General features: G+C 28.7%; 13 protein-coding genes. 5 read left to right on the top strand and 8 right to left on the bottom strand.

The features are described from left to right. Positions 1-5: 5 nt before the first annotated feature. The 5 genes from IPP08_02215 to IPP08_02195 form a co-directional block, all read right to left on the bottom strand. Entirely contained in the window at positions 6-929 is a 924-nt protein-coding gene (locus IPP08_02215) for a phosphatase PAP2 family protein (GenBank protein QQS67010.1), read from the bottom strand. 112 nt (positions 930-1,041) lie between these two features. Further along, positions 1,042-2,724, bottom strand: a complete 1,683-nt coding sequence (locus tag IPP08_02210) for a short-chain dehydrogenase (GenBank protein ID QQS67009.1) — start codon at positions 2,722-2,724, stop codon at positions 1,042-1,044. 288 nt (positions 2,725-3,012) lie between these two features. After that, entirely contained in the window at positions 3,013-3,951 is a 939-nt protein-coding gene (locus IPP08_02205; GenBank protein QQS67008.1) for a DUF2279 domain-containing protein, read from the bottom strand. A 61-nt stretch (positions 3,952-4,012) separates the two neighbouring features. Then, positions 4,013-4,924 carry a DUF58 domain-containing protein gene (locus IPP08_02200; protein ID QQS67813.1) on the bottom strand — a complete coding sequence of 304 codons (912 nt, stop codon included), beginning with the start codon at positions 4,922-4,924 and terminating at the stop codon, positions 4,013-4,015. 36 nt (positions 4,925-4,960) lie between these two features. Beyond that, entirely contained in the window at positions 4,961-6,847 is a 1,887-nt protein-coding gene (locus IPP08_02195; GenBank protein QQS67007.1) for a hypothetical protein, read from the bottom strand. A gap of 109 nt (positions 6,848-6,956) precedes the next feature. On the opposite strand from IPP08_02195, the gene IPP08_02190 reads away from it, so the two are divergent. From IPP08_02190 to IPP08_02175, 4 genes are all read left to right on the top strand, one after another. After that, entirely contained in the window at positions 6,957-7,505 is a 549-nt protein-coding gene (locus tag IPP08_02190) for a DUF177 domain-containing protein (GenBank protein ID QQS67006.1), read from the top strand. A gap of 54 nt (positions 7,506-7,559) precedes the next feature. Beyond that, positions 7,560-7,745, top strand: coding sequence for a 50S ribosomal protein L32 (gene rpmF, locus IPP08_02185; GenBank protein ID QQS67005.1), 186 nt, complete (start codon positions 7,560-7,562; stop codon positions 7,743-7,745). Between the two features lie 166 nt (positions 7,746-7,911). Beyond that, entirely contained in the window at positions 7,912-8,208 is a 297-nt protein-coding gene (locus IPP08_02180) for a hypothetical protein (GenBank protein ID QQS67004.1), read from the top strand. A 165-nt stretch (positions 8,209-8,373) separates the two neighbouring features. Continuing rightward, the gene (locus IPP08_02175) at positions 8,374-10,365 is read left to right on the top strand and encodes a T9SS type A sorting domain-containing protein (GenBank protein ID QQS67003.1); all 1,992 of its coding nucleotides are present in this window, start codon (positions 8,374-8,376) and stop codon (positions 10,363-10,365) included. Between the two features lie 56 nt (positions 10,366-10,421). Here the strand turns inward: IPP08_02175 and IPP08_02170 are convergent, their stop codons facing one another. Further along, positions 10,422-11,306: an MBL fold metallo-hydrolase gene (locus tag IPP08_02170; protein ID QQS67002.1), complete on the bottom strand. Its 885-nt coding sequence runs from the start codon at positions 11,304-11,306 to the stop codon at positions 10,422-10,424. A 156-nt stretch (positions 11,307-11,462) separates the two neighbouring features. Here IPP08_02170 and IPP08_02165 point away from each other — a divergent pair, with 156 nt between their 5' ends. Further along, positions 11,463-11,894 (top strand): RidA family protein, encoded by a 432-nt coding sequence (locus tag IPP08_02165; protein ID QQS67001.1) that lies wholly within the window; start codon positions 11,463-11,465, stop codon positions 11,892-11,894. Here IPP08_02165 and IPP08_02160 read toward each other — a convergent pair. Further along, positions 11,885-12,574, bottom strand: a complete 690-nt coding sequence (locus IPP08_02160) for a hypothetical protein (protein QQS67000.1) — start codon at positions 12,572-12,574, stop codon at positions 11,885-11,887. The genes IPP08_02165 and IPP08_02160 overlap by 10 nt on opposite strands. Next, on the bottom strand, positions 12,571-13,413 hold the full coding sequence (locus tag IPP08_02155; protein ID QQS66999.1) for a diaminopimelate epimerase: 843 nt from the start codon (positions 13,411-13,413) through the stop codon (positions 12,571-12,573). Before IPP08_02155 ends, IPP08_02160 begins: the two co-directional genes overlap by 4 nt. Positions 13,414-13,510: the final 97 nt, after the last annotated feature.

Genomic DNA, 13,510 nt, shown 5'->3' with positions numbered 1-13,510 from the left:
TAAAATTAGAATTTCACATTAAGTCCGAAGCTTAATGATCCATCACTTAAGAAGTTAAAACCATAATTAATTTTATAATTACTAGTAGTTAATTTTTCTACCTCTGTTTTAGGTGATAATAAGTTTGCAAAATAATAACCAATTGCAACTCCAAGGGGTATATCGCTCCACCAATGAATACTTGTTCCTACCAAACCAATTGCTACTAATGAGATTATTGGATAACCAACATAGGGCAACCACTTTTGATCTGGATAATTGTTTTGTATGACAAAATATGTTGCTGTTGCAGTAGCAACATGCCCTGATGGGAATGCATCATAATTTGGAACATTATAAAAATAATCTTTTTGGTTTGGGAACAAACGCCATCTTCCCGTTGGAGTGGTTGCAACAAAAGGGCTTTCACGGCCAGTTGTATGCTTTAAAATCTGTATAATTGTTCCACATGAAAATATCACTTCAGTGATTTGTGAAGCACATCTTTTTGCTATAGAATCATTAAATGCAAAACCATATACTGCTAATGCGGCTGCAATACCAAATTGTGTTTTACCATCACCAATTCCTTCTCCAACATCACATGCAAATTTAAATGCAGGATACTTTTCATAAGGCTTTTTAAACAATTGCCATGATTCATAATCAGTATCAACTAATATCCAAGCGTAAATTGAATGTTCAAATATACTTATTATACCTTTGTTAGTTACCAGATATTTACCAAATTCAAACCAATCATTGGGTAAATTAGTTATCATTGCAAAGGGGCTTGGTAACTGATTTCTGAAACTTGTTATGGAATCCAATTTAACTACTTTTATACTATCATTTTTATTTGCAATTTCTTGACTAGTTGCATAAGAATTTTTGCTAAATGCTATAAAAATTAAAATTACTTTTAAGCACAATATTGAAATTTTGATCATCAAATCATTATATTATTTTATAACATAGTAAGTACCATTTGAATAAATATTTTTTATCAAAAATAGATTAACAAAAACTATTTTATCATCAATCTACATTTATAAAAACAAATTAAGCTTTCATTCTTGCCCCTTCTTCTTCGATTGTAAAAATCCAACCACAAATTTTTCCAATAGGCATAGTATCAAAATTTTCCCAATAATGTAAATTAAAATTCTCGCTACTTGATGAATCTTTTATTGATTGTGTTGAAACATATTCTACTATTTTTTTTAATCTAATTTTCCATTTTAAAATATTTTCAACTCGTAAATCAACCCAACCAGCATTAGCCCATTCTTCTATATTAATTATATTAGAAATGATTTTATCTTCACCTCTATAAGGTGGTATTTTCACTGATTCTCCTCTTAAAATACTAACTCCATCTCTTAATAAAATTGGTATTCCAATTGAAATTATTTTTGACCTCAAATCAGAATTAGTTTTAATTAAAGCCTCTGCTGTTTGAGATATTAATTCTTCATCTGAATTTAAAATTGATTTTATTGATCCTCCAACTAAGCCTAAAATGTGAGCTTCATAGAGTAGCTTTGATAATCTTGGTGGACCTAACATTTCAAATGCAACTGAGTTAATTGAAGTTTCTTTCTCAAGTTTTTTCAATCTATCGAGCGCTCTTTCTCTTAGTTGACCACCACGGTAAGTTGGTCCAAATACAGTTCCATCAAGCCCTGCAATAACATCATGGCCAGAATTACCACCCATAACTTCAAACCTAACAGCTTCAGCAATTTCTTCTGGAGTAATCATTTCCATTTGATCTAAAGAAGAAATAGTTTCAAATTCGCCTGTAGAAAATATTCCATTTTCTCCAGTATCAATAAAAGGAGCTGTTAAATTTTTGTTTAAATTAGTATAACAATTCTCTTCTTTTAAGTTAAACATTTCAGATACATTTATAGAATTTTCAGGAGTACAATCCACTAATGGAATTGGATTCCCTTTTCTTAAAACTTCGCCTGATTCTATGCGCTTCCAAGCAATTGTTGCAGTTGGCTTTATCTCTTTTATAATAGGACCATTAGGTGTTCTAGCCATCATAAACAATAACAAAGTATGTGCTCCTGCAACTGCACTTTTACTGAGTAGAACTCTTGAAGGTCTTTCTTCAGAATGAGTATATGGTATATTCAAACCCATTCCACCTGCTCCAGCAGTACCAATTTTTAGGTACATTCCAGAATCTGCGTCTTTAAGACCTTTAAACAATATCTGAATATGTCTGATTAACTGAGGAACATATAAAGTTGTAAGTAAATTTTCTGTTGCAGAATTTACGTTATCACCTTCATCAATTGCTTTGAGAGTAGCTCGAGCGGAAGTATAAATATCTTGGTATGCAATTGCAGTGGCACTATTAATACAATCAATTACAATATCTGGTTTGAACTCAATTAACAGATTATAAAGTGCAGACTCCCCAAGCATTTTATCGCTTAGATCCTCCATTATATCTGCTATTAATTCTCGTCTTTTAGTAACATCTATTATTAGTTCTGATTTTGGGGTATGCTTATATTCATTCCTTCCAAAGATATTTCCAGACCATGATTTTATCTCAATATCAGGATAATTAGTTTGAAGTTGATTTTGAGCATCATTTGCCTCTTTTTCGTTAAGTGATGTAACAATAAGACAAGATGGTTTTTCTGATAATATTTTTTTACAGACTGCATTTCCAACAAGTCCCCAACCTCCTAGCACAAGAACTCGACTTCCAGTAATTTTCATTTAATGATACAAGTAATTAATTTATTCGGTAAAATTTGCAACGCGAACTTAATTAAATAAGTTTTAACTCACAAGATATTGATTAAGCTGTATTTTAAAATAAGCACTTTGAAATAAACTTATATTTCAAAATTAAAAATCATATTATTACAATAAATATTACATAATCTGGATTATACTTATTTAATATAATTCAATCATATTAATTAAAGATTATATAAAGAAATGATTAATGAAAAGATTTTCATGTGGGTAATAATTAGGAATTATTCCAATTTGAAAAATATTTTAAAACCTAATAGGATAAAATATTAATTCAGGATAAATTTTCAAACAAGGGGCTGGATATTTATATAAGTTTAGAAATTTTTTAACTGCCATCCACCAGTCAGCTCCATCTGGTAACAACTTTTCCATATCATAATCGAATGATAAAAATAACTCATGATTCCCACCACCAACATATTCCCAATTTTTATCTCTTACATTTTTCACTGAGTTTCCAATTGCTAAATTCAAGAATTTAGGATAATAATTTTTGAAAGATTCTGGAAGTTTATCGTAAACACTAAAAGATAACCAGTTGTTTTTACTATCATAATCATGAGATGCTTCTTTAAATCTTTCATATTTTCCTTCAAATTTTCCTTTGATAAAATCAGAAGGATTTATTGAAAATTTGTATCTTACATTTGAAAAAAATGGGGAGTAATGTTGAGCAACTGGTAGTAAAGCTCCAACCAAATCTGCTCCAAGGTCTCCGAAACTAAATCCGAAATATGGCACAATTCCTTCCTTTGCAGTTATAAACCCATCTTCAACTTCTATTAGAGTTTGATGTAATATAGAAACTCCAGCCCCAAGCCAAAGTGAACTTACAGTATCAACACCAGAAAATTGAAGTATTTCTTTTGTACCTAAAGCGAGTGAATATCCCGCAAAAGCATGTCCAAATTTATCTGCTCCTTTAGCATAATTCCAATCATTATAAAAATTGAAATAAAATGAAGTGTCTGCTCCAGAATAAAAATGAGCTTGAGAAGACAAAGAATAAATTACGAACCCAACTGTTAAGCATATTGCAGGTATTAATCTTTCATATTTAATTTGACTATTTAAAGTATCCATATTAACTTTACTATAAGTTAAAACTTCATTTTTAAATTGAGCATTTAGGTTAATATTTAATATTAATGTGCCAAATATTATGAAACATAATCTATTCATATTTTATAATTCAAAAAATATTGTTAATTATTTATAATTAGACTTTAACACAAATATACAATTATAACATTTTTCTTCTTTTAGAGATATACTCTGTAAGTGCTGTATCAAAAGGAGTTGAAGTATCAATTAATAAATAATCAATACCTGAATTACTACATTCTTTTTTAAATTTTTTTAAAAAATTATTAATTGTTATTTGATAATCATTTTTAATTTGACTTGGTTGTGAAACCATTTGTTCACCAGTTTCCATATCACGAAAAGTTGCATTGTAATCAAAGTTAAAAGATTTTTCTAATGGATCTAGAAGTTGTATTGCAATTACTTCATTCTGTTTATGCCTAAAGTGTTTGAGTGCTGAAATACTCTCATTTATATCATCTAAAAAATCGCTAATTACAATTACAAGACCTCTACGTTTAATTCTTTCAGCCATTAGATTTAAAGCTTTACTAGACATAGTTCCACTACTTGGCTTAGCATCAGAAAGTACTTTCATAATTTCAGATAAGTAGTTTAATCTAGAATGAGCAGGGAGAAAACTATTTAACTTATTATTGTAAACTCCAGCACCAACGGCATCTTGTTGTTTAATCATTAAGTAAGCAAAAGCAGCTGAAAGCGAAAGTGCATACTCGAATTTATTAGGTAATTTTTTATTTGAACAATAACCCATAGAAGCCGATGAATCTAAAACTATATAACATTTTAAATTAGTCTCTTCTTCATATTGTTTTACATAAAACTTGTTAGTTTTACCATAAATTTTCCAATCAATTCTCTTAATTTCATCGCCAGGCATATACTGCCTATGTTCTGCAAATTCTACTGAAAATCCATGAAATGGTGACTTATGTAATCCCATAATAAATCCTTCAACAATATATTTTGCTTTTAGTTCTAATGAAGATATTTTTGAAACAATACTAGGATTTAGATACTTTTGATATTCCATAAGTTTTTGAATAATTAGCTTAATTACTTTATCAAATTAAATTTTATATATTTAATTTTCTTGAAGCAATAATGTTGAATAGGGCAACAAGTCAGTCTTGTTTTTTGAATGAGCGAGTATCATTAAATATTGTTTACCAGATCTAAATTCTAAACCATCAATTCTACCAACAATAGTTGTATCTGTTGCACTTTTGGTAAAAAAGAATGAATATTTTTTAGAATCAAAAGTGAAATTAAAACTTGGTTTTTTATAATCTAGAACAACTGGATCTGCCGTATTTGAACTTGCTCTAAATGCTAATTGATCAACACCAATAATTCCATTTATTATTCTAATTTTTGATTTATTACTTTCAACTATGTCATTTGTAGATGGAATTACTAACAGATCTTTAGATTCACCTTTGCCAATTGTACCAATAGTGTAACTATGTGATGTTGGTGAAAAAGTGGTATCACCTAAATTTGATTTTATAATTTCTTGAGTAACTGGAATTAAAGTTGTTGTTGCATACCTATAAGGTATTGGTGATAACTTTACTCCACTAATTTCAAATAATGCACTAGTATCGGTGTACAAGTTGAAAAATTGGGATTGTATTCCGTAGCTTATAATACTGTTAGGTTTACCTAACATATCAAAAACTACTATGCTTGGATTATTGTTAATATTTATTAGTGTTAAAATAAATGTTCCTATGTTAAATTTGTAAAACCCACCTTTGATAAATTTGTTTGAAGATGAATTGTTAAAAATTAGAGGATAATTTCCGATTGGAATTATTATAGGATTAGATATTCTTCCTGTTATTGCATCAGGAAATGGTCTTAGTCCTTCAGGGATGCCTGATGGAGAACCAGATCCAAATGTTAATGAAACTGTATCTGGATTAATACAATTTAATAGGTATAAATTTGTGCTGGTATTTAAAACATTTCTTTCAATTAATGAAAATGAAAAATTTTCGGAATTCCCTGAAATGAAACACAAATAGTCTTTACCAACATCAAATTTAACTGGTATAGAATATTTCCCTTTTGAGTTAGAAACCTCTAATGTATCCCCGTTAATATTTTTACAAGCTGTAGTGCTAACCTCCTTGGAATCTAAAAATTTCAAGTTAGAGAGTAAGTCAGTTACATCTCCTTTAATTTTAATGGAAATATCTATTGAATCTGATGTGGTATTTATAAACCTTAAATTACTTTGTGAGCTTTTAACACTATCACATACTTGTAAAGATGTTAACTTATTTGAAATTTCTGATTGAAGTATATACAATTGTTGTTTGCCATTAACTAAAGATGAAATTAAATATAAAATTTCACCATTACTAATTTTGAATTCTGCATTTGTTATTGGCTTCGGATTTTCACTTTTGATTAAGTATAAAGATTGAGTTCCAGGGGTAACTTCTTGATAAGAGACTCCACCCTTTGGTAAATTATTAAACAATATACCACCACTCTGACAACCCGATTTAATTAGATATTGACTTGAATCATTTATCCCTTGAATGAATACAATTTTACCACGGTTTCTACTAGCTAAATCAGTTTTCTCTTGTTTATTAGATTGCACTTCTGTTATTGAAACTGAATCTTTAGCATTAAATACAAAGTAAGTTATAATGACACTTTTATTAAGAATTTTCCTAATAAGAGTGTCAGTTCGATTACCTTTTGTAATTATTCCATAAGAAATTTGATTTGTTGTTGCGGATTTATGTGGAGTTGAAGATAAATATGAGATATTTTTTCCAAGATAACTTCCAGATAATTGCATATCTATATTAGCCCCATCTGACAAGTTAACACATCTTGTGTAAGTACTATCTGCAACAGGTGGATTAAGTAATCCAGGGTCTTCACTCATATCACAAGAACCAATGAAAATTAAAAATAAAGGTAAAATTATTACCTTATAAAACGACATCAATTTTTTATTAAAAATAATTTCTTTCATTATCTTTTGTTGTTTGCGAAAAAAAAACTTATTTTTGCAGTCCAATTTTTACTATCAGACTAATTAGGTTTAGATTGTTATGGAATCCTTGAATAAAAGTTTTATTGAAATAAATATCTCTAACCAAAGTGAAGGTGAGCATACTTATAAAATAACTTGCAATGCAAAGGATTTATCGTTAGAAAATTTTTCAGAAAAAATTGAATTAGATGTTTCTGTAAAAAGAGTATCAAACCAATTTTTTGTATCTTGCAAAGTTAAGGGTAACAGATTAAATGAGTGTGATAGATGCCTTATTGAATTTACAAATTTAGTTGAAGAATTTTTTAACATATGTTATGTTTTAGAAAATGTGAATAGCAGGCATTCAAAGTTGATGGGAGTTGGGAATGATGAAGATGCTGAAAATGATGAATATAGGTTTTTACCTCCTGAAACAAATATGTTAATTTTAGATGAGGATGTAAAAGATGTTTTTTTGACATCTACTCCACTTAAAAATTTATGTAAGGAAGATTGCAAAGGGCTTTGCCAACACTGTGGGGTTGATTTAAATATCAATAAGTGCAGTTGTGAAAATACGCAAATTGATCCAAGATGGGCTAAGTTATTGGAATTAAAAAAATGATATTATTACTTTAGATTAAAAAAAATATTTTATAAATTAAACTAACACAATAAGATGCCAAATCCAAAGAGAAGACATTCTAAGTCTCGCAGAGATAAGCGCAGAACGCACTATAAATTAACTGCTCCTTCATTTGGTAAGTGCCCAAAATGTAGTGAAGCTAAATTAAATCATACTGCTTGCCGTGCTTGTGGTTATTATAATGGAAGAGTTATACTAAGCGTTACCGAGACTACTTAAGAATTTTTTTTACTATAAATCGCAATTATTTATTTAGTTGCGATTTTTTTTTGTTTTAAAATGCTAACTATTACTTTATTTTACTATTATTATAATTTAGTTATTAATTATTTTCTAATTTATTTGATGCTATCTTTAATATATAAACCATTTTATTAATAAAGTAATGAAAGTATTATTTTCAATATTATTTCTATTAATTCCATCTTGCGGAGAAAACTCTATTTCAGAAAAAGAAAAATGGAAAGTGTCTCAAACAATTTCAGATATTTTATTAGTTCAACAAATATATAAATTTGATTCAATAAGATCTAATTATGCTATTGATAGTATAATTAAAAATAATGGATACAAAAACAGAATTGAATTTAATTTACAGCTAGAAAATTTGAGTAAAAACTCAAATAGTTTGAGAGAAATGTTTGATAGTTCTAACCGTTTAATAGATAAAGTAAAAAAGTAATTCTTAATTTAATCTTCATTTTTTATAATTACCCACCCGCATCTTTTGAATTTGAATTCAATCTCTTTAAGTTACATATTGTTACCCTATAAAGTTAATTGTACTTATTCCATCTAACTATATTAGCAATGAAATAAGTTTAAAAACAATTAAAATTGATAATTTATGAAACAGAAGTTTCTTTTTACAAAACTTACATTTGCTATTATTGCATATTGCTTTTGCTCTTTTAAAGCTACCTCTCAAAACTTTAGATTAACATCTGGTGATGCACATTTTGGGGCATTAATTGACCAGAATTACATTGTTCAAACTTGGGGAGATAATCATTTTGGTCAGCTTGGAGATAGCACATCCATAAGCAGAGATTATATGTACCCTGTTTTTAAAGGTGCATATAATGGTTCAGCATTTCTTGGAGACAATAATTCAAATAGAGTGTTCTCAATTTCAATTGCAGAGTTTCATGGTTTAGCTTTAACAGAAAAAGGTGAAGTTTTTTCTTGGGGAAATAACGGTAATGGTAGATTAGGTGTTAATTCAACTTCTGATAAATGGTTACCTGTTAGAGTTTTAAAAGGAGATTACCCTGGTACAAATTATTTAGGAGATGATTCATTGAATAAAATAATAAGTGTAATTGCTTATGGTGATGCTAGTTATGCTCTTTCTGAACTTGGTGAAGTTTACTCTTGGGGCTTTAATAGTGAAGGTCAATTAGGTACTGGCGATGTTATTGAATACCATTCACCAAAAAGAGTTTTAAAAGGTACTTACCCTGGAACAAATTTTCTTGGTGATGCTGCTTCTAATAAGATAATCCAAATTGCCGCAGGTAGTAATTCTGGTTATGCTCTTACTTCAAATGGTTTAGTTTATTCTTGGGGTACAAATTATAATGGAGAATTAGGTGATGGCACAGATACTTCAAGGTTAACACCAGTTCAAGTTATAAGTGGTGCTTATGGTGGGAATATATTCCTTGGTGATGATACAACTGATAAAGTTGTTAAAATTTTTGCTTCTGAAAACAATGCTTTTGTTCTTACAAGTAAACACAAACTTTTTGCTTGGGGATATAACTTCTATGGTACATTAGGAGATAATACAATGGTAAATAAAAATTATCCAATGAGACCATTAGCGGGTGATTATCCTGGAACATATATTGGTGATTCTCCATCAGACTTTATTGTTCAAGTTGCTGGTGGTCGTGCTCATACTCTTTTCTTAACTTTAAGTGGAAAAGTTTATGCTACTGGTTGGAATCCTGGTGGACAATTGGGTAATGGTACAACTTCAAATAGAGAACTTCCTGTACAAGTTAGATCAGGAACTTATCAAGGTTCTGCATTTTTAGGTGAGTTATTATCAAACCCAATATTAACAATTGGAACAGGTTATGCTTCAAGTTATGCAATTGATAAACATGGTGAAGTTTATTCATGGGGTGGAGATGATTATCCAAGACCAAAATTTAACATATTAATTTCTGGTGCTTTAGGTGATTGTAATTCTGCAATTAACCAAGTAAGACCAGTAAATGTAAAAGATGGTTCTTGTAATGATGTTTTGCTACCAGTTGAGTTAACTCTTTTTACTGCAGAAGCAATCAACAAAAACAATATTAAAATTAATTGGAAAACAGCATCTGAATCTAATTGTGCTTACTTTGAATTATCTAGAAAAACTAAGCTGGAAAACGAATGGGGTATTATTCAACTTGTTAAGGGAAGTGGTTCAACTTCAACACCTCAAAATTATGAATTTCAAGATGATATAACATTAGCAGAAAATGATAATATTATTGATTATAAATTAGTTGAAATAACAATTGATGGTAGTAAAAGGCATATAGCATCTTGCAGAGTGAATCTTGCAAATGTTAATAATTCAATGACTGAATTATATCAAGCAAACCCAAATCCTGCAAATTCTGAAACGAGTATTAATTACTCAATTTTAGAAGATGGTTTAGTTAAAATATTTTTATTCGATGTAAATGGTAAACATATAAGTACTCTTTTTGAGGGGTATGAAAAAGTTGGTAAGCATTCTCAGAATGTTAGTTTAACAGATATTCAATCTGGTACTTATAATATAAGATTTATTTCAAATGGAATTATTCTAAATAAAATACTTAAAGTTATAAAGTAACCTTTGTAAATTTTTATAAAAGAAATTCCTTGAAAATTTAATTTCAAGGATTTTTTTTAACTTAAATTATTATCGTTGATTTCTACTTTTTCATGAATTGAAAATCCTTTTTCCGAATGTGATAAACTAATTGCTTGTGTATAAGGGTCATGTTCAAAACATAATAACCAATTGTTTTCAAATGCTTCTCGAATAAAAAATTTTTTTTCATCTAATGTTGTTAATGGAAAATTATCATAACCCATTATGTAAGGTAATGATAAATGAGCTGATGTTGGAATTAAATCTGCACAATAAACCAAACCATTATTGCTATTGTTTATTTGATTTGTATCTTTTATTATAACTATTTGCATTGCCTGAGTGTGACCATAAAGAGGACGAACTTCTATTCCTGGTAATACTTCGCTAATACCTTCTAATTCCTCTATTAAACCCCAACTAATAACTGGTTCCCAATTATCTTGCATAAAACTAGCTCTATCTTTATCACTTGGATTACGAGCCCATTTTAGTTGTTCAGTTTGTACATAATGCTTTGCATTGGGGAACATAGGTTCAACTTCCCCTTTATCATTTAAAAAAGTTGAACCACCTGCATGATCAAAATGTAAATGTGTATAAATAAAATCGGTTACATCTTGTGGGTCAACACCTTTTTTCTTTAATTCATTTTTTAAAGTATACTCAGAATAATCTAGATTATAAATTTTATTTAATTTATCTGGCATCTTGTGTCCACATCCAGAATCTACTAAAATAGTTTTTCCATTACCTCTTATTAGTAATGCTCTAGCAGACATATCAATTCTATTTTGATCATCAAAATGAGGATATGCTTTGCTCCAAAGATTTTTTGGGACCACTCCAAACATTGCTCCCCCATCTAATGAGAACTTACAAGTTTCAATAATATCTACAATGTAATTACCTATTTTCATTTTAATTAAATTAATTTCTTAATTGTTGTAATTATTTAAATATTTCAAAATTTCAATTTTAAAAAAGAAATAAAAATACTTTTTAGATTATTTTTGTAAAAGATATTTATTCTCCATGAATATAGTTTCAATTAAAATTCTAATAGAAATTTTTTAATGACCAATAAAAACGGAAAACCAGTATTTTTAAAATCAGGTGCACAAGCATTAGCTAATTACCCTCATGCAAGAATTGCAAATGGGTTCATTTATGTATCTGGTGTTTCTTCAAGAAAAGAAGATAATACTCATGATGGCGTAAAAATAAATGAAGATGGAACTGTGGAACTTGATATTAAAGTACAAACTAGAGCTGTTATTAATAACATAAAAAAGATTTTAAAACTTGCTGGTGCTGATCTAGAAAACATTGTAGATTTAACAACTTTCCTAATTAATATGGAAGATTATAAACATTATAATGAAGCCTACAACGAATTTTTTGATTCATATACTGGTCCTTCAAGAACCACTGTAGCTGTTCACCAATTACCACACAAAAATTTATTGATTGAAATAAAAGTTGTAGCTTTAATAAATCATTTATAATATTCTTTCATTTTAAATTTTTTACTACTCTTTATCCATTTACCATTTATTAAACTACTAGTAGTAACCAAAACAGTTTTTCCATTTGAATTTGTTGCATCTTCAATTAATTCATAAACTTTCACCAAACCTTTTTTGGGAACAACTACGTATTGAGTTGTAAGATGCCAGCAACAACCCGATTTTGAGAATGTAGTAATTCTTTTATTTGTATGATCTACTAAAAACATACCCAAATTATCTGTAACAAGCTTTGTAAGTTCACTGCTAAATACAAATTGTTTTTTATTTGCATTATAAACATAAACATCATAGGAAGGTCCTGAATAACCACTATTATTGCCATTTCTAATAGCTAAGTCTTCTGTTCCATCAAAGTTAAAATCATCAAATATCAATGGGCTTTGTTCACCATAAAGTTCAACAACATTAACTGAAGGTGAATTTGAAACATCTAAGGAAAAATATAAATCATCAGAACTTAAAATCTGGAACAAAGATTTTGTACTTTTAACAAAAATTGAAATAGTACCTTTCCCTGAACATGTTCCATCTTCACATTTTTCAACAGTAATTTTTGAATAATAATTTTCAGAACCATTATTAATAGAAAACTCTTGTTGTGATTTTGCATCAGTAATTATTGATAAAAGCCCTAAAAAAATTAATAACTTAATCATTTATTATTATTGTTATTTTTATTGAAGTAATCAGCCCCACCTTCTAATGATAAATTTGAAATTTTTCCTTGAATTAAATCAAAATCAACATACAAAATAGCTCCACTTGTTACTGTTACCTTTACAGGCTTATTAACCCCTCTAAGAAAATTAGAAATAATAGCAGAAGAAATGGCACCAGTTCCGCAAGCCCCAGTTTCGGCTTCTACTCCTCTTTCAAACGTCCTTAACATAATGCCCAAATCACTTATTTCAACAAAATTTGCATTTGCTCCATCAGGTGAAAAATCAGTATGATTCCTTACAGATTTTCCCCATAAATTCAAGTCCAAATCTTTAAGACATAATGTTTGATTTAAGTCATTAATTTCATCAACAAATAAGACTGCATGTGGAGTACCTACATCAGCAAAATGACAAATTCTCATATCACCTAAAAGATTTAATTTGAATTTTAATTTAAATTTTTTTGGTTCAGGGAAGAATACTTTTACCCCTCTTTCAGTTATAATTGCTGAGTATTCAATCTGAGAATTTACAAAAGTAATTTTATCTTGAGTTGTATAGCCCTTATCAAATGCAAATTTCACTGCACATCTTCCACCATTTCCACACATCATTCCAGTACTTCCATCTCTATTAAAATATTTCATTTCAAAATCACATTGTTGACTCTTACAAATAATTATTAAACCGTCAAGTAAAATACTATCTAAATTCTTAGGGTTGCATAATAGTTCAGCAATTTGTTTGTAATCCGATTCGATTGGAAAATTTGATTCTTCTGCAACGACAAATAAATTTCCTGCACCTGACATATAGTAGTAATTTTGAGGCATAACATTTTAAAGAAATTATAGAATCGAAGTTATTTTAAATAAATCAAAGTTGAATATAGCTTTTTAAATTTTCAATTAAAACACTCATTAAATTAAT

The organism is Chlorobiota bacterium (genome assembly GCA_016700335.1).
GTDB lineage: Bacteria > Bacteroidota > Ignavibacteria > OLB7 > OLB7.
Note: the sequence above shows the minus strand (reverse complement) of the source record. Positions and strands in the feature narration are given on the sequence as shown.

Coding starts and splice junctions, on each gene's coding strand:
- IPP08_02215 (QQS67010.1), bottom strand. CDS start 929: ATGATCAAAATTTCAATATTGTGCTTAAAAGTAATTTTAATTTTTATA.
- IPP08_02210 (QQS67009.1), bottom strand. CDS start 2,724: ATGAAAATTACTGGAAGTCGAGTTCTTGTGCTAGGAGGTTGGGGACTT.
- IPP08_02205 (QQS67008.1), bottom strand. CDS start 3,951: ATGAATAGATTATGTTTCATAATATTTGGCACATTAATATTAAATATT.
- IPP08_02195 (QQS67007.1), bottom strand. CDS start 6,847: ATGTCGTTTTATAAGGTAATAATTTTACCTTTATTTTTAATTTTCATT.
- IPP08_02190 (QQS67006.1), top strand. CDS start 6,957: ATGGAATCCTTGAATAAAAGTTTTATTGAAATAAATATCTCTAACCAA.
- rpmF (QQS67005.1), top strand. CDS start 7,560: ATGCCAAATCCAAAGAGAAGACATTCTAAGTCTCGCAGAGATAAGCGC.
- IPP08_02180 (QQS67004.1), top strand. CDS start 7,912: ATGAAAGTATTATTTTCAATATTATTTCTATTAATTCCATCTTGCGGA.
- IPP08_02175 (QQS67003.1), top strand. CDS start 8,374: ATGAAACAGAAGTTTCTTTTTACAAAACTTACATTTGCTATTATTGCA.
- IPP08_02170 (QQS67002.1), bottom strand. CDS start 11,306: ATGAAAATAGGTAATTACATTGTAGATATTATTGAAACTTGTAAGTTC.
- IPP08_02165 (QQS67001.1), top strand. CDS start 11,463: ATGACCAATAAAAACGGAAAACCAGTATTTTTAAAATCAGGTGCACAA.
- IPP08_02160 (QQS67000.1), bottom strand. CDS start 12,574: ATGATTAAGTTATTAATTTTTTTAGGGCTTTTATCAATAATTACTGAT.
- IPP08_02155 (QQS66999.1), bottom strand. CDS start 13,413: ATGCCTCAAAATTACTACTATATGTCAGGTGCAGGAAATTTATTTGTC.